Below are 21,753 nucleotides of genomic sequence, written 5' to 3' on the forward strand. Positions count from 1 at the left end.
GCGTAGAAGCGGTCAGGGCCTTTTTTTTTCCACATGCGAGTGTAAGTCACTACTAAGATAGCTGCAATGTTAATCTCCTCATATGTTCTTATTTTATAAACAGAAATTTTTGAAATATTAATAAAAAACATTTGCATATTGTTTTATAATGATATAATGTATAAAATTTAAAAGAAGTTTTAAATATTTAGATAGATGGAATATAGGGTATGATTTTGTTATAAAAAAAAATAAAATATAAGGAGTTGTTATGTATGGGGAGTTTACTGAAACGAATAGGTAGTATTAGTTTAACAAGGAAATTGATTATATCTTTCCTTCTTATTTTAATCGTTCCTGGCGTTAGTATTGGCGGGGTGTCATATCAAACAGCAAAAACAAATTTTGAACATCAAATCATTGCAAAAGCAAATGAAAATATTGATGTTTTAGATACCGTTATTACCCAAAGTTTAGATGCAAAATCTGTGGATGTCGCTTACTTTGCAGACATCTTAACAGAGGATATGTATAAAGATGGAAATATAGAAAACATAAAAGCGAAATTCTCACAGTATATAAAGATTCATCCAGAAATAGAAGGGATTTATTTTGGCACACAAGATGGGGTGTTTTTAAGAGAGCCCTTTATGCAAATGCCTGAAGGATATAAAGCAACGGAGCGACCTTGGTATAAAGACGCGATGAAAGATGGTGATAAAGTAATTGTTACAGCACCATATGAGTCCGCTTCTACAAAAAATATGGTAGTAACGATTGCGAAAAAGACGAAAGATGGAAAAGGTGTTGTTGGGGTTAACTTAAATCTTGATAACATATTAAAAACGACAAAGATGTTTAAACTCGGAGAAAAAGGGTACGCAGTAGTTTTAGATCAAAACAGACAAGTTGTCAGTCATCCAACTCGAAAAGGTGGTTCTAAAGTTACAGAAGCGTTCATTAACCCGGTTTATGAGAAAGATAAAGGGTATTTTTCGTACAGTGATAAAGAAGACGAGAAGATACTTTCCTTCAATACAAATAATAAAACAGGTTGGAAAGTCATTGGTGTTGTGTATGAAGATGAAATGATTAAAGCGGCTGAACCAGTATTCTTTAAAACAGTTATTGTAGTTGTTATTTCTATGCTGTTAGGTGGCATTCTTGTTTACTTCATTATCAAATCTATAACAAATCCGTTAAGAACAATTGTTGCTTCAGCGCAAAAAATTAGTCAAGGTGATTTAACAGAAGAAATCGAGGTTCGTTCTAACGACGAGATTGGAAGATTAGGCGCTTCTTTTAATGAGATGTCAGCTTCTTTACGAAATGTAATTTCTAAAATGAGTAACTCAGCAGAGCATGTTGCTGCTTCAGCGGAAGAGTTAACTTCAAGTGTAAGACAAGCAAATGAGGCAACAGATCAAATTACACTTGCGATGGAACAAGTATCTATTGGTGCTCAGTCACAAAGTCAAGGTGTTGAAGAAGGCGCTGCATTATTACAACAAGTGAATACGGCAATTCACAATGTAACTGATAGCTCACAAGCTATTTCCAATTCTTCAGCTTATGCAAGACAAAAGGCAGAAGAGGGCGGGAAATTAGTACAGCAAACAGCGACGCAAATGCAATCTATTCATCAGTCTGTTTCACAATCGGATACGATTATTAAACTATTGGACGAAAAGTCAAAACAAATTGGCGCTATTTTAGAAGTGATTCAAAATATTGCCCAGCAAACAAATCTATTAGCTTTAAATGCAGCAATTGAAGCAGCAAGAGCTGGTGAACAAGGACGTGGATTTGCAATTGTAGCGGATGAAGTTAGAAAATTAGCAGAGCAATCAGGACAATCATCAGGAGAAATTGCAAAACTTATTACAGAGATTAAAGGTGATATAGAATGTACAGTACAATCTATGAATGAAGTGAAAATAGAAGTACAATCTGGTCTTGAAGCTGTTGATGAGACAAAAATAAATTTTGCAGAAATATTAAAGGTTACTAATGATATCGTATCTCAAATTAATAGTATGGCAAAAACGGCAACAAATATGTCAGAAGATGCAAATGAAGTTACGAATGCAATTGATGAAATTGCAGCAGCAGCAGAAACAAATACAGCAAGTATGCAAAACGTCGCTGCTTCTTCAGAAGAACAGGTGAATTCTATGGAAGAAATTAATTCTTCTGCTCAAAATTTAGCGAAAATGGCAGAGGAATTACAACTTATGATTGAAAAGTTTAAAGTGTAATACATTAGAAATAAGTAAGGCAATTTATTGTCTTACTTATTTTTTGTTTACATGTATAGAAAAAAATATAGGTTTTTTATGTGTATTTTTGTTCTCATTTTCGATAATATAATCATAAGATGTAATAAAAGGGAGTAGGTCTTACTATATGAAAGAAAAAAAGATGGATATACTGTTTCATCCAGTCCGTTTTCAATTGATTCAGGAGTTTATCGGAGGAGAGAATTTAACAGCAAAGCAGCTTGCGAAAAAGTTGCCGCATATTCCACAAGCGACGTTGTATCGCCATTTAGATAAACTAACGACGGCACATATATTACAAGTTGCTCAGGAAACGCAAATACGAGGAACGATTGAAAAGTTATATGCCTTAAATTTCAGTGTGGCTAGTGTTTCACAAAAGGATTTGCAAGAAGTAACGAAAGAAGAACATATGCAATATTTTATGATGTTTGTTACCCAGATTATGGCGAATTTTAAAGATTATTTGCAGCAAGATCATATTGATTTTGAAAAAGACGGAGTCGGGTATCGACAAGCAAGCTTTTACATGAGTGATGAGGAGTTTCAAGAGTTTGCACAGGAAATGAGTGGAGTATTTTTAAAAGCGATGGAGCGTAAACCGTCTCCAGAGCGAAAGCGAAGAACGATTTCAACAATTATCATTCCTGAAAGAAACGGGAAGGGAGAATAAATAATATGGGGAAAGAATTGTTCGTTACAATTGAAAGTGCAGTTTCAATTCAAGGAACGCTAACAATTCCAGCATATGATGCAGCAACATACCCAGCTATTTTATTGATTGCTGGAACAGGAAAGGGAGACCGGGATGGAAATGTTCGCGGTTTACCACTATGTTTATATAAAGATTTAGCGGATTATTTCACTTCGTTAGGATTTGCGACTTTGCGTTATGATAAGCGTGGTGTGAACAAAAGTGAAGGCAATTATTATGAAACAGGTGTGACAGACTTAATTGATGATGGCGTTGCTTGCGTACGCATTTTAAAGGAGCATCCGCAAATTGATCCGAAGCGAATCGTAATTATAGGTCATAGTGAAGGAGCATTACTTGCACCAGCGATTTATGTAAGAGAATCCGTTGCTAATTTAATTTTACTTAGCGGTGCAGCTGAACCTTCGAAAACATTACTGCCAAAGCAAATGAAAATGGTCGTGAAAGAATTAGAAGAAACATCTGGATTTCGAGGATGGCTATACAACTTTTTCAAACTTCCACAGCGTATTCAGAAACAAAATGAAGCACAGATGGAAAAAATACATCAATCATCAAAACCTGTTGTGCGAATCAAAGGGGTAAAGGTAAATGCAAAGTGGATACGTGAACAATTTCAATATAATGTTGTAGAGTATTTAGAGAGAGTAACATGCCCTGTTTTAGCGATTACGGGAGACCGTGATATACAAGTGCCGCCAGAGCAGGCAAGAGATATTGCGGAATATGTAGCAGGTGAGGCGGAGTGGCATATCATCCCTAATATGAATCATATTTTTCGAGAAGTTGAGACAAATCATACAATGTTAGGGCTAATGAAAGAATATAAAGGACTTGTGAATAAAGGGATTCAAGAGGAATTATTGAATGTTATGAAGGAATGGTTGGCAAAGTATAACCTTCCTTCTAAAAGTTAAGCTATTTTGGCGGATTGTATGAAAAATGCTGTTATACAGGACGCAAAACAGTTAAATTGTATTATTCTTGTAAAGATCAAGAAATATGTGGAAAAGACTAGCGTTTAAATCGATGCTAGTCTTTTATTTTAATAACACTTTTTAAATCAGAAAATTGCGATATTAATAGAGTCTCTCTATAATATGAATTAACTTTTATAAATTAGAAAGAAGGAAATACATATGAGAAGGACACTTGTGATCAGTGATATTCATGGTGAGCTAGAGAGATTCGAAAAGTTATTAGAAAAAGTAGAATACAATCCAAAAGAAGATCAACTCATTTTGCTGGGGGATTATGTAGATCGTGGTCCGAGCGCTAAAGAGGTGATTGAAAAAGTAATGCACTTAAAAGAAGCGGGTGCGCTTGTCTTAAAAGGGAATCATGAAGATATGATGATAAAAGCTTTAACGACAGAGGAAGAGAGATTTTGGAATCATTGGGTAAAGAGAAATGGAGGGGATCAAACGTTACATAGCTACGGTTTTTCTCAAAGTGATATTGCTGTAAATGAAGAGGAGTTTATAAGACCGCAGTTACATTCTGAAGTGTTAGAGCAACATTTAGAATTTATTCAAGGGTTAGACCACTATATTGAAACAGATGAGTATATTTTCGTTCATGCAGGTGTACAACCAACGGCACCTGTTTCTGAAACAGATGCACATACATTGATGTGGATTAGAAATGAGTTTCATAATGGATACAACGGTGAGAAAATTGTTGTCTTTGGGCATACAGAAACGAAAATTCTTCACGAAGATAACGAGAACTTCGGTGTGTATTTTGGCGAAAATCGTATCATTGGTATTGATGGAGGCGCTGTATACGGCGGCCAACTGAACTGTTTAGAATTGCCAAGTCAAAAAGTATATGCAGTGAAATAAGAAAGATTCCTCTATATAAACGAGCTGATGTAGGGGAAAAGGGACTTTTAAAAACAAGTCCCTTTTTCTTATTTGTTTTCTTCATGTAAAAACATCATCATATGCTCTTCGTCCCAATATTGGTCATTATATTTTAACGAACGTTCTTGTACGCCAAAAGTTTTAAAGCCTAACGTTTCGTAGAGCTTTTTTGCACCTTCATTGCCAACGACAACATCAAGCATAAGTTGTTCTACTTCTAATTCTTTTGCTTTTTCAATTGCTGCTTGCATCAGCGCTTTCCCAGCGCCCATTCCGCGCGCTTTTGGAGAGACATAAACAGAACCAATTTTCGCTTTATGTTCTTGCTTTAAAAATGATTTTGTTTCTAAAGTTGCCACGCCAATTAAATCGTCGTCTTTAAAAGCACCAAGCGTGTAATTTTCGTTTTGGTCTAATATTTGCGCTTTATATTCAACAGGATCTTCCTTATTAATAATATCTTCATAAGAAGAACTGAACGCTTCTGGATTTTGTTTTAATCCCTCGACACGAAGTGCTAAATAAATTTCTGCATCTTTTTTTGTTAATACACGAATTTCCAATTGTATCATCCTCCAATTCTTTGGTGGTAATGTTATATTTTATATTAAAATCCTAATACTTTCAAAAAATAGGCTTGATATATAAAATGTTTTAATATTTCTACATAAAAATCGATGCTATGGAGAAATATGTGGCTTGCACTTGTTTTCTTCATTGTCCGTGGCAGAAAAAGGCCCTGACCGCTACTACGCATGGCCAGATGCTCTCGCCCTCCCATAAAAAGAAAGGGAGGATGTTGCTTTTTAGCCTATATCCATTTTCATGTTTCAACATATAAGTTACTGCTATGTAGAATACATCATGACCTCCACTTGCATGCTCCCTTTGTTTAAACCTCGCATGTGGCAGAAAAAGGCCCTGACCACATCTACCCATGGCCAGATGCTCTCGTCCATCTAAAGAAAAGGGCTTATAAAATAGCTATTTAATAGGTAATTCTATCGTAAATGTAGTCCCGACTCCGACTTCGCTTGTTACATCTATAGAACCACCATGTAATTCTACAATTTCTTTTGCAACAGCTAAACCAATACCTTTTCCTCCAGTTGCTCGTGTCCGCGATTTATCAACCCGATAGAAACGGTCAAAAATATGTGGTAAGTCTTCACTTGGAATTCCTTCCCCTTCATCTTGCACTTGTATAAGAAAAGTATGCTCCTTTTTTAATACTCGTACTGTAATATGAGAATTTTCGTGAGAATGCTGATGTGCATTATGTAATAAATTTAGCATGACTTGCTCCATGCGGCGGTCATCGATGCACGCATAAAAATCTTCTTGGCAATATAAAGAGATATCGATTTGCTTTTTTTTAAGAGATGGTTTTATTTTTTCAACCATACGCTCGGCAAATGGTAACAGGGAGAGCGGCTGTTTTTTTATTGCAAATTGGTGCTGCTCAAGCTGTGCAAGTTCAAATAAGTCTTGGACGAGTTCCGTAATATTTTCTGTTTCTTCTTCAATGATTTGTAAATATTCTTCCCGTTCTTCTTTAGATAAAGACCCTCTTTTGGCAACTTTTGTGTATCCTTTTACATATGTGAGCGGAGTGAGTAATTCATGTGCGACGCTGGCGAGAAACTCGTTTCGTTCTTTTTTCATATATGTTAACTCACTAGAAAGCTGTTCGATTGTTTTTGCTAAGCTTCCTAATTCATCATTACTTTTAATATCTAACGTAATGGGCTCATTTTGTTTCATCATTTTTTCCGTTGCTTGCTTCATCTTTATAAGTGGATTTGTAATAACCCTTGAAAATAAAAATACTAAAATTGTTGTGAGAGCTACTGTCAATGCACCGACAGTAACAAATTGTTGCGTTAATCGAAAGATCATTGCTTTTATAGATGCAGTTTCTAAAAACATATGGACATATCCAATTACTACCCCATGTTTTACAATAGGGCTGGCTGTTGAAATATATTTTGATTCTTTCCAACGGTCTTCTGTGATCATTCCGTCTCTAGGAATGTATGTAATCTTTTGCTCAAGTTGTTTGCGCATGTCTTTTGTAATGGCATCAGAAGAATCTATAACGTGGCCTGTTGCATCTGTTATGACAAGTTTTGTATGAGCAGGCGAATTAGATTCCATCGCTGCCACGCGTTCAAATATGCCTTCCCTATAGCGTTTTTCAATAATATTACGATACCAAGTTCCTTTTTCTAATAAGGCCGTAGTTTCTTCATCTACACGCATTTGTGCCAGTGTTGTATGAAAGGATACAAATAGTACGGATTCAATGCAAAGAGCTAATAATAAAAAGTACGTCCCAAGCTTTATAGAAAGTTTATTCATTATGATTCACAACCTTTTTCTGTACTAACAGGCAGTAAGACCCCCACTGACGGAAATTTCACTTTATCTTTATGAGGGTCCGTTTTTCCATTTGTAACCTATTTTATAAACAGTTTCTAGATGATCTTCGATAGGAAATCCTGCTTTTCGAAGTTTTTCGCGTATATTACGAATGTGAGAATCAACAGTACGATACTCAATATCGGTTTGAAATCCCCAGATGATTTCGATAAGCTCATCGCGGCTATAAGCACGGTTTATATTTTGTAAAAAGAGTCCAAGTAAGGAAAACTCAATTGGTGTGAGAGAGAGTTTTTCATCATATACAGTTACGGTATGTCTCGTTTTATCCCATTCGATGCCGTTAAAATTTATAAATCCCTCTTTCTTCGTACGGCGGAGGACAGCTTCTATACGAGCAATTAATACTTGTTCATCAAATGGTTTGGTAATATAGTCATCAGCACCTAATGTGAGTCCTTTCACCATGTCATAATTTTGATTACGCGCTGTTAGCATAATAATGGGAACGTTACTGATTTGCCTAATTTGAAAGCATGCTTCCCAGCCATCCATGTTTGGCATCATTACGTCTAATAAGATAAGATCAAAATCTTTTTGCTGAACGAGTTCAAGAGCCTCTTGACCTGACGTTGCTTTCATACAAAAATGTCCACGCGGACTTAAAAATAAATCTAATAAGCGAAGCATGCGTTCTTCGTCATCTACTAATAATAGTTTGGCCATAACGATGTACACCTCAAATTTTCATTATTTACGATTATTTTGCATTAAGAGTTAGAAGTTTCCTTTATATATTCTACATGAACTTTATGAAAAACACTGTTCATATGGTAAAGAAAAGGACAATTGCCATAAAAAATGCACTACTTTTGCACATTTTTCTTTTATAATAAGCAATGTAGCAGCACAAAAATACCCTATGTTGCGACATAACGTCATGTCATTTTGATTTCAAAATGGCAAATTCCATTCTATTGTGTACGTGGGATAGAGAACATTTTTCGTATTCACCTCGCATCGAATAAGAAAAATTTCTATCTCACGGCTTTTTTTTTTTGAGTGTAGATAAAGGGGATTTGGATAGTGAACAAGAAAGACCTTGAAAAGCAGAAACAAGAACGAAATGTAGTTATAATCTGCATTGCGGTATCAATGATGATTATCGTTGTTTGTGCTAGAAAGTTTTTTTGGTTGTTATAAAATAAATTGGTTTGTTATAGATGAAAAGCCTCGCACCTATTGTGTGAGGCTTTTGTAATGTGAAAATAATGGTAGCTACTCAGTCACTCTGTGAAAAACCGATAGAAAAGCATTTTTTTTAGTGGTCGAGAGGGACTGGCTATTATAGTAGCGGTCAGGGCCTTTTCCTGCCACGCGCAAAGTTTTAAAACAAAGAAAGGCAGCAAGGTGTAGGTCCATTTTTACCTTCATGGCAGCAATTATAGGTAAGCGTATTTTCGCTGGAATTATACTCCTTACCAAACTTCTAAATGAAATGTATGGCTGAGTAGTTACAAATAATGATACATGAGAAACACCCACTGAGAGTGGGTGATTTTATGTTAAAAGAAGATTCACGCATTGAGAAATAACATCATGTGCTCTTCATCCCAATATTGTCCGTTATATTTTAAAGCACGCTCTTCTACACCAAATGTTTGGAACCCCAGTGATTCATATAGTTTCTTTGCAGGTTTATTTCCGGCAACCACATTAAGCATAATTTGCTCTATATCTAATCTAGGGGCATTTTCAATGATAGTTTCAATTAACGCTCTTCCAGCACCAAGACCACGTGCTTTTGGAGAAACATATACAGAGCCAATTTTCGCCTTATGCTCTTGTTTGACAAGTGGTTTTATTTCAAGAGTGGCAATACCGATTAATTCATCTTCTTGAAAAGCACCTATCGTAAACTTTTCAGGGTTATCTAACCGTTTTGCAATGGCAGCAACGGGATCTTTTTGTTTCATAATATCTTCATAAGAGGAACCAAATGCTTCTGGATTTTGAGTTAATCCTTCCATGCAAAGCTGTAAATATATACTTGCATCTTCTTTTGATAATACACGAATGTTCATATCAGTTAACCCCCTAATGGTTTTTATGTAATGAAATTATATATTAACTTTATTAACTATTCAATAGTTAAATATGTTGCATTTTCATAACTAAAAAGATTTCTCATGCGAGAAATCTTTTGGTCACTTCATATAATTTATGCTTACTGATACCCTTCAATTCGTTCTGGGTGCGTGTAAATATTACAAGAATCACCGCGAATAAAGCCAACAACAGTAATTCCTAAATCATGAGCAAGTTCTAGCGCTAATTTTGTCGGAGCGGATTTTGATAGGACAATTTCACAGCCGATTTTTGCAACTTTAAGTAAGATTTCAGATGAAATGCGTCCGCTAAAAGCAATTACTTTTCCTGTTATCGAAATGTTGTTTCGTAAGCAATAACCGTAAATTTTGTCTAAAGCATTGTGACGACCAATATCCATTCGCGAAACGAGAATTTGTTTTTCATCACATAATGCAGTGTTATGTACACCACCTGTTTCTTGGAAAGTAGTAGAGGTTTGCTGCAGATCTTTCATGAGACGAAAGCAATCTTCAGGTTTGAGCGTAATATGAATATCGTGCATCGTTTTGGCTTTTGCTGCATCATTTACAAAGACAAAGCCTTGCCTGCTTTTCCCGCAGCACGATGTCACATATCGTTTGTTATAGCAAGTTTGATAGAGTGGATTTGTTTGCGTTGTTGTGATATGCGCAAATCCTTTTTCTTTTTGGATCCATAATTGTTCAATATATTTATAGGAAGGAATAATACCTTCTGATACTAAGAAGCCAACGACCATATCTTCAATATAATCAGGTGTACAGACAATTGTTACATATTCTTCACCGTTTAGTTTAATTGTAAGTGGATATTCTGTTACAACCTCATCATCTTTTTGATGAAACATCCCACCTTGGTAACGAACCATTGTATATGTGCTTTGAACAGACTCCATACGATTTTCCCCTTTATTAATTATTCTCCCATGTTTATCATAAAACAATAAAAAAAGAAAAGCATGCGTTTTGGAGTTTTATTATATTTACCAACATATAAATTGCGGCTATGCAAAATACAGCAGGCCCCTCACTCGTTGTCTCCCTTTGTTGTAAATCTTGCATGTGGCAGAAACAGGCCCTGACCGCTCCTATGCACAGCCAGATGCTCTTGTCCACCTAAAAAGAAAGGAGTTTTTATGTCCGATTTTCAATATGTATTCACATACATCCCTTGGTTATTATTTGTGTTCTACGATATAATAGAATCGTAGTGATATACATCAATTGTAAGCTTATTTTATACATCAAGAATCTACCTCTAAGAACTGTTTTTTCTGTTTTGAAAAAGAGCGTATAGCAGCATCGTTTTGAAAACGTATTCAAAAGGTGTTGTACGGTTGGTTGTAAGGAGAGGGTAAAGATGTCAGAACACAAAATTCGTGTAACTGTCGATGGTACAGAGTATATTTCATCTAATGAGAAAACGATATTGCAGTTATTAAACGAAAGAGAACTTGAACACCCGCAAATTTGTCACGTACCAGAAGTAGATCCAATTCAGACATGTGATACATGTATTGTTGAAGTGAACGGAAAGTTGATGCGCGCTTGTTCAACAAACCTTGAAGAAGGTATGCATATTGAAAGAAAATCGAAGCGAGCGGTTGAAGCCCAAACAGAAGCGATGGATCGCTTACTTGAGAATCATTTATTATATTGTACTGTTTGCGATAATAATAACGGAAATTGTAAAGTCCATAATACAGTGCATATGATGGGAATTGAAGAACAGAAATATCCGTACGAACCGAAAGTGAGCGCTTCGGAAGTCGATATGTCCCATCCATTTTATCGTTACGATCCAAATCAATGTATTGCATGTGGTCAATGTGTAGAAGTGTGTCAAAACCTACAAGTAAATGAAACCTTATCCGTTGATTGGAGTTTAGATCGTCCGCGTGTCATTTGGGATGACGGCGTAGCAATTAATGATTCCTCTTGTGTAAGTTGTGGTCAATGTGTAACGGTTTGTCCATGTAATGCCCTAATGGAAAAATCGATGCTTGGAGAAGCTGGTTTTATGACCGGGCTAAAACAAGATGTGTTACATCCAATGATTGATTTTGTAAAAGATGTAGAACCGGGTTATAGCAGTATTTTAGCTGTTTCGGAAGTAGAGGCAGCGATGCGTAAAACGAAAATCAATAAAACGAAAACCGTTTGTACGTTTTGTGGTGTCGGATGTTCATTTGAAGTATGGACGAAAGATCGTCACATTTTAAAAGTACAACCGTCATCAGATGCACCGGTAAACGGGATTTCAACGTGTGTAAAAGGGAAATTCGGATGGGATTTTGTAAATAGTGAAGAACGTATTACAAAGCCGCTTATCCGTAAAGGAGATATGTTTGTTGAAGCAACTTGGGAAGAGGCGCTAGAAGTTGTTGCAGCAAATATGAGTCATATTAAAGAGCAATACGGTAGTGATGCTTTTGGGTTTATTTCTTCTTCTAAAGTAACGAATGAAGAAAATTATGTAATGCAAAAGTTAGCGCGCCAAGTATATGGGACAAATAATGTGGACAACTGTTCGCGCTACTGTCAATCACCAGCAACAGATGGTTTATTTAAAACAGTAGGCATGGGCGGTGATGCAGGAACAATTAAAGATATTGCAGAGGCAGGACTTATCATTATTGTTGGAGCAAATCCGACAGAAGGTCATCCAGTTCTTGCAACGCGTGTGAAACGTGCTCATAAACTGCATGAGCAAAAATTAATTGTGGCTGATTTGCGTAAGCATGAAATGGCAGAGCGTGCAGATTTATTTGTTCACCCAAGTCAAGGTACAGATTACGTTTGGCTAGCAGGTGTAACAAAATATATTATTGATCAAGATTGGCATGATCAAGCATTTCTAGCTGAAAACGTAAAGAATTTTGATGAATATAAAACAATGTTAGAGAAGTATACGCTTGATTATACAGAACGTGTAACGGGCATTTCGAAAGATACATTAATAGAAATGGCAAAAATGATTCGTGATGCAGATGGCACATGTATACTTTGGGGTATGGGAGTGACGCAAAATACAGGTGGAAGTACGACATCAGCTGCAATCTCTAATTTACTTCTTGTAACAGGTAACTATCGCCGTCCTGGTGCAGGAGCATACCCGCTGCGCGGACATAATAACGTACAAGGCGCTTGTGATATGGCAACATTACCAAACTGGCTGCCTGGTTACCAAGCGATATCCGATGATGCACTGCGCGCGAAATTTGAAAGAGCATATGGCGTTTCAATTCCGAAAGAGCCAGGGTTAAATAACATTGCGATGCTGCTTGCGGCAGAAGCAGGGAAATTACGCGGTATGTATGTGATGGGAGAAGAGATGGCATTAGTCGATTCTAACGCTAATCATGTGCAGCACATTTTAGGAAATCTTGATTTCCTTGTTGTACAAGATATGTTTTTATCGAAAACAGCTCGTTTTGCAGATGTTATTTTACCAGCAGCACCAAGTTTAGAAAAAGAAGGAACATTTACGAATACAGAACGTCGTATTCAACGTTTATACGAAGTTATGCCGCCGCTTGGTGATTCCAAACCAGACTGGTGGATTTTGCAGAAGGTAGCTCGTGCATTAGGCGCAAATTGGAACTATGAACATCCAAGTGAAATCATGGATGAAATCGCATTACTTGCTCCTTTATATTCGCAGGCAACATATGATCGTTTAGAAGGATGGAATAGTTTATGCTGGGGTAGCCATGACGGCAGTGATACGCCGTTATTATATGTAGATGGATTTAATTTCCCTGATAAACTAGCACGTCTATCACTTGATGAATGGATACCGCCAGTCGAGGCACCGGAAGAATACGATTTATTATTAAATAATGGCCGCATGCTTGAACATTTCCATGAGGGAAATATGACAAATAAATCGGCAGGTATTTTATCGAAAATGTCAGAAGTATTTGTTGAGATTTCCCCGGAGCTAGCGATGGAGCGAAATGTGAAGGATGGAAGTCTTGTAGAACTTGCATCACCGTTTGGAAAAATAAAAGTTCCAGCGCTTATTACAGATCGGGTAACTGGAAATGAACTATATTTACCGATGCATGCAACAGTGAATGAAGAAGCAATTAATATTTTAACAGGAACGGCAACCGATCTTTTTACATGTACACCAGCATATAAACAAACGCGTGTTAAAATGCGTGTACTGCGTGAAAAAGGAAATTGTCCACTTCCTGCTTCCAATCCGCGAAATAAAAAGCGTCATCCGCAAAACGGTGTCGAAGTGCAAAAGAAATGGCAACGAAAACAATATGTATCACTTGTGGATGAAAACTAGGGGGGAGCATTGTGGCAAAAGAAATTACGATGATTCAAAAAACGGTTGTAACAGAGGAACAAAAGAAGCAACAAGTTTCTGAAGAATTATTACAACAATTAGGAGAGAACCAACAAGCAATTGAAGAAACGATTCATTTGCTAACACAGCTTCAAAAAGCTGGTTTACTAGATGCTGCAGTGAGCTTGCTGGCAGCGAAAGAAGATGTTTCGAAAATTGCGATTGAACAATTAAACCGTGAACCAGTAAAAAATGCATTAAATAATATGATGGGTGCAGGAGAAGCGCTATCTTCAGTAGACCCAGAAGTGACGAAGCAAGTCACATCTAGTTTAGTTACAGGTTTACAATATGCAACAGATGAATTGAAAAAAGGCGAGAAAACAAGTGTGATGGATTTCTTTAAAGTATTACGAGATCCAGACATAAACCGAGCAATTACATTTGGATTTAACTTTTTGAAAGCATTTGGCCAAGAGCTAGAAAAGAAGAACTAATAAAAAAGAGCGGTGGATTTAGAATCTATCGCTCTTTTACATGTTTAGTAGAATATATTATGATGAAAGAGATGAATTTTTAATATATAACTATTTTCATTTTTCAACATATAAGTTACTGCTATGCAGAATACAATATGACCTGCACTTAAACCTTGCATGTGGTAGGAAAAGACCCTGACCGTTTCTATGCGTGGCCAGATGCTCTTGCCGCCCTCAAAAACAGGGTCTTTATGTTGTTTTTAACTTATATATAGTTTTAGAACATGGAGGGATTTATGCTACACCGTAAAAAACTATCTATACCAGGGGTAATGAAACATTCCTTTCAGACAGTAAGATTTGCCTTTGGAAATGTATTATCGTTTCAACTCATATATAAGCTCCTATCAGTAATTGTCTTTATCCCACTATTCGGCATGATTTTTAATAAGCTATTATACTGGGGTGGATATGCAAATGCGACAAATGATGAATTATTTGCATTTTTTAAAACACCGTACGGAATTGCAACGATTTTCATTTTATCTATGTTAGCACTTTTTCTCATTTTTATTGAATTTGCAGTACTTATTATTATTTCGTATTTTGCGTATAAACGACAAAAGGTGAGACTGCGTCCTATTTTATATAAGACGGTAACGTATTTACCTTCTTTTTTCACATATTGTTTACCAGGATTTATTTTGTATGTTGTCGTTTTACTGCCCCTTTTAAGCATCGGTTATAAATCTGCGCTTCTTCCTGAAATTCAGATTCCTAATTTTATTACAGGCGAATTGTTTAAAACAACGATGGGACAAGTTGGATATTATGCCTTTTTTGCCGTAGTTGCCTATTTAAATCTTCGATGGGCTTTTGTGTTACCTATCATTGTTTTAGAAGAAAAGCCGTTTCGCGTAGCTGCTCGAAAAAGTGCAATGTTAGTAAGAGAAAACTTTTTGAAAGTCCTGTTCTTTTTAGGGGGATTTTTTCTCTCTACAAGTATTGTCTTGTTACTTTTTACAGGTGTGTATTTATTGTTGCTGTTTGGGATATATCAATTCACAAATGTAGAAGGGACATTTGCTTTATTAGCAAATTCTACTCTATCTGTATTTTTTACGAGTACATCTTATTTATTTGACTTTATTGTTACTCCATTTTATATTATGGCGATGATCAGATTGTATTTACAGAAAGTTCCACTTGAAGCTGTTTTATTGGAAGAGGGCCTTGACTATTCGAAAGTAAAAGCAGAGAAATGCTTCTTTCAAAAGCATCGATTGAAATTTATTGGTGTATATATTTGCGGGGTTGTTGTAATGGGAATGGTTTTGGCTTTTATCGTAACCTATATTACGAATTCTTATAAAGAGCCTATTATTATGGCGCACCGTGGTTACACATCTAAAGGAGTGGAGAACACAAAAGAGTCAGTACAAGGAGCGATTGATGCGAAAGCAGATTATGCCGAGATTGATGTATTGCAAACGAAAGATGGAGAATTGGCCGTTATACACGATTTGAAACTAAAGCGTCTTGCGAATGCAAATGTACAAGTGTCAGAATTAACGATGGATGAACTTCGAAAGCTAACGCTAAAGCAAGGTGAATTCTCAGGTGGAATTAGTACGCTTGATGAAATTATTAAACTTGCAAAAGGGAAGATTAAGCTGAATATAGAAGTGAAGCTCCATGGGAATGAAAATGAAAAGGATTTTGTAAAGAAAGTTTTAAAAACCATTGAGAAAAATGAATTTGAAAAGCAGTGTGTAATTCAAACATTACATTACCAGCTTATTAAACAATTTAAACGTGCAAATCCCGATATAAAAGTAGGATATGTCCTATATGCAAGTGTAGCAAATTTAAAAAATCTACCAGCAGATTTTTATGTAGCAGAAGAATACATGTTGAGTGAGAGTTTAGTACAATCCGCTCGTAAATTAAATAAACCGATTTACGTATGGACTGTAAATGATATGGAAAACTTAAGGAAGTATTATAAATTAAATGTGGATGGGATTATTACAGATTATCCAGAAGATGCAAGAAACACCATTAAAATGCTCAAAGAACAAGAGGAAAATGAAACCGATATGGTTGATAAAATTACCGAAACGACAGAAGACTTATTCTCGAAGCTATTTATGGAGTAAGAGGCTGCTAGCTAAATGCTAGTAGCCTATTTTTTTTGTATGGAGAGATCTGTACTAAATTGTTAGTCGTGTAAATAGGATGGTAGAAGAGTAGGGCAAAGGAGGCCGGGAATGGAACGGTATCGGATCATTGGGAAAAGTGTGAAGCGAAAAGAAAGTGCGGATAAAGTAACGGGAAGAGCGAAGTATATTGATGATGAAATAGAGGTTGGCACGTTATATGCGAAACTTCTCACGAGTACATATGCGCATGCTTATATTAAGAGTATAGATATTCGTGAAGCGAAGAAAGTACAAGGCGTCCATGCTGTAATAACGGGAGCGGATTATCCGATTCTTGTCGGTTCTAGTATCGTTGATCGTCCGCCGTTAGCTTTTGGGAAAGTGCGGTATTTTGGTGAACCCGTTGCACTTGTTGTAGCGGATACGGAAGCAATTGCAAAAGAGGCAACAGCACGAATTCGTGTTATATATGAAGAGCTTCCGGTTATTCGTTCGCCTTTGCAAGCCTATAATGAGCCAAATATATTAGTCCATGAGCATGTGGAACAATATAAATTAGAAGAAAAAGTATATCCAAAGCCTCGTACAAATATCGCAAATCGGACGAAAATTCGTAAAGGTAATATTGAAAAAGGATTTGCGAACAGTGACACGGTTGCCTGTGAAACATTTTCTTTTCGGCAATCTGATCATGCGGCAATGGAAACACGGTGCGCGAGGGTGGAAATTAAGCCGAATGGAGATGTGATTGTTCATTCTACTTCACAGGCTCCTTTTGAAATAAAGAGGCAGTTAAGTGAAGCGTTTCAAATTGATGAAGGGAAAGTCATTGTACATGTGCCGCTAGTCGGAGGCGGATATGGCGGAAAAACAGCAGTACAACTTGAATATTTAGCGTATCTTGCTTCAAAAGCAGTAGGGGGAAGGCGAGTTACTCTTCGAAATAGTAGAGAGGAAGATTTTATAACATCTCCTGTTCATATCGGTTTACAAGCAAAAGTAAAGCTTGGATGCACGAAAGATGGAAAGCTGCAAGCGGCAGAAATTTTGTATTTATTTGACGGCGGTGCTTATGCTGATCGGGCGGTAACGATGAGTAAGGCAGCTGGGCTGGACTGTACGGGCCCATATGCGATCAAAAACGTATGGTGTGATTCGTACGGTATGTATACAAATCATACTTATGCAACGTCGTTTAGAGGTTTTGGACATTCGGAGTATACGTTTGTAATGGAACGAACGATCGATATTCTTGCTAAGAAATTAGGGATGTGTCCGCTTATGTTTCGTCTGAAAAATGCGATTAGACCAGGAGATACAACGCCGACACAAGTGCTTGTAACTTCAAGTAATACGGGAGATGTAGCGGCGTGCTTACAAAAGTTAAAGTCGCTTATCAATTGGGAAGAAGGAAAGAAAGTTACTGTATCTAATGGTATGGTACGCGCAAAGGGGATTAGCTGCTTCTGGAAAAATTCGACTACACCAAATAATGCCGGAGCAGGTGCTGTATTAACCTTTAACGGTGATGGTAGTGTAAATATTAATTGCGGCGCTGTTGAACTTGGGCAAGAAACAAAAACGGTGCTAACGCAAATGGTTGCTGAGAAAATGAACATGAATGCTGATGATGTGTATATCATGATGGAAGTTAATACACAAGTTTCTCCAAAGCATTGGAAAACAGCAGCAAGCCGTACGACACTCCTTGTTGGAAATGCGGTTGTAAAGGCGGCAGAAGACGCAATGAGGCAGCTTTTCCAAACGGCTTCAAATTTACTTGGGTACCCGGCAGAAGAATTAGAGATTGCAGGAAAACAAGTTTATGTCAAAATGAATCCGAATCTACATGTACCTTTTTCTAAAATTGCACTTGGGTATGTAGATGCAAATGGAAATGTAAAAGGAACAGAAGTGGTGGGAAGGGGGAGTTACGTACTTGAGGGAATTACAGACATTGATTATGAGACAGGGAAAGGGAAACAAGGACCGGAATGGGGAGTAGGGGCGCAAGCGGTAGAAGTGGAGTATAACCCTAAAGATTATACATACCGATTGTTGAATGCTGTAACAGTTGCCGATGCAGGAACCGTTTTAAATAGAAAGGGAGCAGAAACACAAATTATGGGAGCCATGAGCATGGGGCTAAGTTTTGCAACGCGAGAAACATTTCACTATGATGCAAAAGAACGAAATTTGAATTACCAGTTTCGTTCTTACAAAGTCGTTCATTACGGTCAACAGCCCAAATATATAGTAGATTTTGTAGAAGTACCACATGAAGAAGCTGCATTTGGTTCGAGAGGACTTGGTGAACACGGAATTATTGGCATGCCGGCAGCTTTAGCGAACAGCTTATCCATTGCAGCCGGTGTTTCACTGCGAAATTTACCGCTTACGCCAGAATTAATTTGGAAAGAGACGCAAAAAGGAGAAGGGATGGAATGATACCATTTGATTTTGAGTATTATCGTCCGGATTCTATTCAAGAGGCAATTCGGTTATTTCATCAACTAGATCAAGAAGGAAAGAAGCCGCTCTACTATGGAGGCGGCACAGAAATTATTACGATGGGACGTTCGCAGCGCATTCGAACAAAAGCTGTTATTGATATAAAAGATCTTCCAGAATGTAATATTTGTGAATGGAAGGACGACAAACTTTTACTTGGTGCAACATTAACGATAACAAGTGTTCAAGAAGCAAAAGTATTTCCGCTCCTTGGAGAAACGGCAGGCGGGGTTGCGGATCGTACAGCAAGGAACAAAATTACAATTGGCGGAAATGTTGCGGGAAGGATTCGATATAGGGAGGCTGTACTGCCATTTTTATTAGCTGATAGTACATTTGTCATTGCAGGAACAGAGGGGATTAAATATGTGCCTGTTCATCAAGCTTTTGTGGAAAAATTACAACTACAAAAGGGAGAATTTCTTGTACAAATGATTACAGAGCGGCAGTATGTGACAGCGCCGTATTATAGTGTGAGAAAACGTCAACTAGAAAAAATTGATTATCCCCTTGTGACAGTTGCGGCGATAAAACATGGCGGTGAAATTCGGATGGCATGCAGTGGTTTATGCGCTTTTCCATTTCGTTCATTTCAGATAGAAGCGGATTTAAATAATAAGCGTATTCCATTTGAGAAAAGAATTGAACGCGCTCTAACCCATATTCCTGCTCCTGTATTAGATGATATAAGAGGTTCGCGTGCTTATCGGACATTTGTATTTCAAGATCTATTGCGAAATTTTGCAGAGGGGGACGAAATATGAGAAACGTGCAGCTTATTCTACATGTAAATGGGGAAACGCGAGAGGCTGTTGGAAGAATGGCTGATACACTATTACACATATTACGTCACGAACTTGATTTAACAGGAGCAAAGCCTGGCTGTGAAAATGGTGATTGTGGTGCTTGTACAGTTCTTGTTGACGGGATACCAATTAAGTCTTGTATTATGCTGGCTGTTGAAGCGATTGGAAAGCAAGTTACAACGATTGAGGGGTTACAATCAGCTCCTATTCAACAAGCTTTTGAAGAGAAATGGGCGTTCCAATGCGGATACTGTACACCGGGGTTTATTATGAATTGCCACGGGCTTGTTACGCAAATGCCTGATGCAGACGATCGCGTCATTGAAGAATGGTTAAGTTCTAACATTTGCCGATGCACGAGCTATCAAGAGATTGAAGAAGCTGTAAAGTCTGTATTACAAAAGCAGCAAGGGGATTCAAAATGACTTCTGTATATGATGTATTAGAAGCGTTGTTATGTTGTGAGAAACGCTGTGCGTTAGCGACGATTATTCATGTTGAAGGATCGGCATATAGAAAAGAAGGAACGATGATGCTTTTTCAAGAAGATGGTACAAAAGTAGGAATGCTAAGTGCAGGGTGCATTGAAGAAGAGCTTTTCTACTATGCAACGCACGCTATGGAGCATAAAACGTGGGCGATTCATACATTTAACACGAAAGCAGAAGATGATTTGTCTTGGGGAGTAGGATGTAATGGTATCATTCATGTATTAGTAGAACATATAGATGATACCTATAAAGCGATTTTACAAGATTTATATATTCACCTTACCGATGGTTCCTCCGCTTGGATGGTGAAAAACCTTTCCCTAGAGCAAACTGCACTTATATATAATCATGGGAATACGCTTGGGAATTGGGAAGGAGCTATTCCACAGGCAACTGACTTGAAAAATGGGTTACAAGATGAATATTATAGCCAACATTTTATACCGAAGCCCCGCCTGTTTATTTTTGGGGCAGGAGAAGATGCCAAGCCGCTCGTGCGTTTTGCCAAGGAAACGAACTTCTTCGTAACAGTTTGCGATTGGCGGGAGGGCTTATGTAATACGGATCACTTTCCAAATGCTGATGCATGTGTAGTCGGGTTTCCAGGAGAAATGATCAAAGACCTTTCACTACATCAAAGTGATTTTCTTGTCATTATGACGCATCACTTTGAAAGGGATCGGCAATTACTGTCGCTCTTATTAGAAAAAAATGTTTGTTATATAGGTATTTTAGGTCCTCGTCATCGCACAGAGCGCTTATTAGAAGGCAAACCAATCCCTCATCACCTTCATTTTCCTGTTGGAATTTCAATTGGTGCACAAGGTCCAAGTGAAATTTCCATTAGCATCATGGCTGAAATCATCGGGCAATTACGGGGGAAGTGAGATGAAAATCATTGGTGTATATTTGGCGGCGGGAAATAGTAGACGAATGGGACCAGGAATTCATAAGCTTTCTCTTCCTTTACATAATGAACCACTTGGTAATGCAGCCCTCCAAACAGCTCTGTCTTCCAATCTCTCCGATATAATTATTGTCACAAATGATGCAAGTTGGGTTTCACAATCATTACGACATAAGAATGTACACATTCTTTCTTGTTCTGATTCTAGTCAAGGACAATCACATTCACTTCGCTGCGGGGTTCAGAAAGCAATGCATATGAAAGCGGATGGGATTGTTGTCTTACTTGCTGATCAGCCCTTTATTAAAATAGAGATAATTAATGAATTAATAGATTGTTATAAGCAACAGCAAACGGCCTATTATGTCGCAGCAAAGCATCGCGGCATTGTAAGACCGCCTGTTTTATTTGCGAAGAAAACATTTCCTATCTTACAAACATTAGAAGGCGATCAAGGAGCTCGCACTATTTTTCAAAAGTCATTTGTAAAGGGGATAACGATATCGTATGAAGAACCGGCCCTTTTTTATGCTGTGGATAGCTGGAGTGATTATCAGAAAATAATACAGCACTACGGAAAATGGTAAGTCGTTTTTTACTATGTTTTTCGACATTCATAACTGAAAAGAGTCCATCTAAATCTGTTTTAGCGTTTGGATATATAAGTCACTGCTATGCCAAACACAACATGCCCGCTACTTGCTTTCTCCTTTTGTTTTAAACATGGAATGTGGCAGAAAAAGGC

17 protein-coding genes are annotated in these 21,753 nt (G+C 37.3%); 12 read left to right on the plus strand and 5 right to left on the minus strand.

The genetic code is table 11. The features are described from left to right. Positions 1–254: 254 nt before the first annotated feature. From V7024_RS06750 to V7024_RS06765, 4 genes are all read left to right on the plus strand, one after another. Positions 255–2,237: a methyl-accepting chemotaxis protein gene (locus V7024_RS06750; RefSeq protein WP_335517400.1), complete on the plus strand. Its 1,983-nt coding sequence runs from the start codon at positions 255–257 to the stop codon at positions 2,235–2,237. 148 nt (positions 2,238–2,385) lie between these two features. Beyond that, the gene (locus V7024_RS06755; protein WP_335517403.1) at positions 2,386–2,931 is read left to right on the plus strand and encodes a helix-turn-helix domain-containing protein; all 546 of its coding nucleotides are present in this window, start codon (positions 2,386–2,388) and stop codon (positions 2,929–2,931) included. Positions 2,932–2,936: 5 nt separating this feature from the next. Next, positions 2,937–3,890: an alpha/beta hydrolase family protein gene (locus tag V7024_RS06760; protein ID WP_335517405.1), complete on the plus strand. Its 954-nt coding sequence runs from the start codon at positions 2,937–2,939 to the stop codon at positions 3,888–3,890. Between the two features lie 222 nt (positions 3,891–4,112). After that, a complete protein-coding gene (locus V7024_RS06765; RefSeq protein WP_335517408.1) occupies positions 4,113–4,817 on the plus strand; it encodes a metallophosphoesterase family protein in 705 nt (234 codons plus the stop codon). Between the two features lie 68 nt (positions 4,818–4,885). Here the strand turns inward: V7024_RS06765 and V7024_RS06770 are convergent, their stop codons facing one another. From V7024_RS06770 to fdhD, 5 genes are all read right to left on the minus strand, one after another. Next, positions 4,886–5,401: a GNAT family N-acetyltransferase gene (locus V7024_RS06770; protein WP_335517411.1), complete on the minus strand. Its 516-nt coding sequence runs from the start codon at positions 5,399–5,401 to the stop codon at positions 4,886–4,888. A gap of 421 nt (positions 5,402–5,822) precedes the next feature. Continuing rightward, positions 5,823–7,199, minus strand: a complete 1,377-nt coding sequence (locus tag V7024_RS06775) for a HAMP domain-containing sensor histidine kinase (RefSeq protein ID WP_335517414.1) — start codon at positions 7,197–7,199, stop codon at positions 5,823–5,825. 69 nt (positions 7,200–7,268) lie between these two features. Further along, on the minus strand, positions 7,269–7,946 hold the full coding sequence (locus V7024_RS06780; protein WP_335517418.1) for a response regulator transcription factor: 678 nt from the start codon (positions 7,944–7,946) through the stop codon (positions 7,269–7,271). Positions 7,947–8,797: 851 nt separating this feature from the next. Continuing rightward, entirely contained in the window at positions 8,798–9,304 is a 507-nt protein-coding gene (locus tag V7024_RS06785) for a GNAT family N-acetyltransferase (protein WP_335517421.1), read from the minus strand. A gap of 143 nt (positions 9,305–9,447) precedes the next feature. Next, positions 9,448–10,245 (minus strand): formate dehydrogenase accessory sulfurtransferase FdhD, encoded by a 798-nt coding sequence (fdhD, locus tag V7024_RS06790; protein WP_335517424.1) that lies wholly within the window; start codon positions 10,243–10,245, stop codon positions 9,448–9,450. A 464-nt stretch (positions 10,246–10,709) separates the two neighbouring features. Here fdhD and fdhF point away from each other — a divergent pair, with 464 nt between their 5' ends. From fdhF to V7024_RS06830, 8 genes are all read left to right on the plus strand, one after another. Continuing rightward, the gene (fdhF, locus tag V7024_RS06795) at positions 10,710–13,652 is read left to right on the plus strand and encodes a formate dehydrogenase subunit alpha (RefSeq protein WP_335517426.1); all 2,943 of its coding nucleotides are present in this window, start codon (positions 10,710–10,712) and stop codon (positions 13,650–13,652) included. An 11-nt stretch (positions 13,653–13,663) separates the two neighbouring features. Continuing rightward, positions 13,664–14,149 (plus strand): DUF1641 domain-containing protein, encoded by a 486-nt coding sequence (locus V7024_RS06800; RefSeq protein ID WP_335517429.1) that lies wholly within the window; start codon positions 13,664–13,666, stop codon positions 14,147–14,149. 278 nt (positions 14,150–14,427) lie between these two features. Beyond that, positions 14,428–16,290: a glycerophosphodiester phosphodiesterase gene (locus V7024_RS06805; RefSeq protein WP_335517431.1), complete on the plus strand. Its 1,863-nt coding sequence runs from the start codon at positions 14,428–14,430 to the stop codon at positions 16,288–16,290. Positions 16,291–16,401: 111 nt separating this feature from the next. Then, positions 16,402–18,741, plus strand: coding sequence for a xanthine dehydrogenase family protein molybdopterin-binding subunit (locus V7024_RS06810; protein WP_335517433.1), 2,340 nt, complete (start codon positions 16,402–16,404; stop codon positions 18,739–18,741). Next, complete coding sequence (locus tag V7024_RS06815) at positions 18,738–19,568, plus strand: FAD binding domain-containing protein (RefSeq protein ID WP_335517436.1); 831 nt, start codon at positions 18,738–18,740, stop codon at positions 19,566–19,568. Before V7024_RS06810 ends, V7024_RS06815 begins: the two co-directional genes overlap by 4 nt. Further along, a complete protein-coding gene (locus V7024_RS06820; protein WP_335517439.1) occupies positions 19,565–20,035 on the plus strand; it encodes a (2Fe-2S)-binding protein in 471 nt (156 codons plus the stop codon). The genes V7024_RS06815 and V7024_RS06820 overlap by 4 nt, the downstream gene beginning before the upstream one ends. Further along, positions 20,032–20,988: an XdhC family protein gene (locus V7024_RS06825; RefSeq protein ID WP_335517442.1), complete on the plus strand. Its 957-nt coding sequence runs from the start codon at positions 20,032–20,034 to the stop codon at positions 20,986–20,988. Before V7024_RS06820 ends, V7024_RS06825 begins: the two co-directional genes overlap by 4 nt. A gap of 1 nt (position 20,989) precedes the next feature. After that, positions 20,990–21,595 carry a nucleotidyltransferase family protein gene (locus tag V7024_RS06830; RefSeq protein WP_335517444.1) on the plus strand — a complete coding sequence of 202 codons (606 nt, stop codon included), beginning with the start codon at positions 20,990–20,992 and terminating at the stop codon, positions 21,593–21,595. Positions 21,596–21,753 lie beyond the last annotated feature (158 nt).

The sequence above is a fragment of the Bacillus sp. JJ864 genome, from assembly GCF_036963045.1.
Lineage (GTDB): Bacteria > Bacillota > Bacilli > Bacillales > Bacillaceae_G > Bacillus_A > Bacillus_A pseudomycoides_C.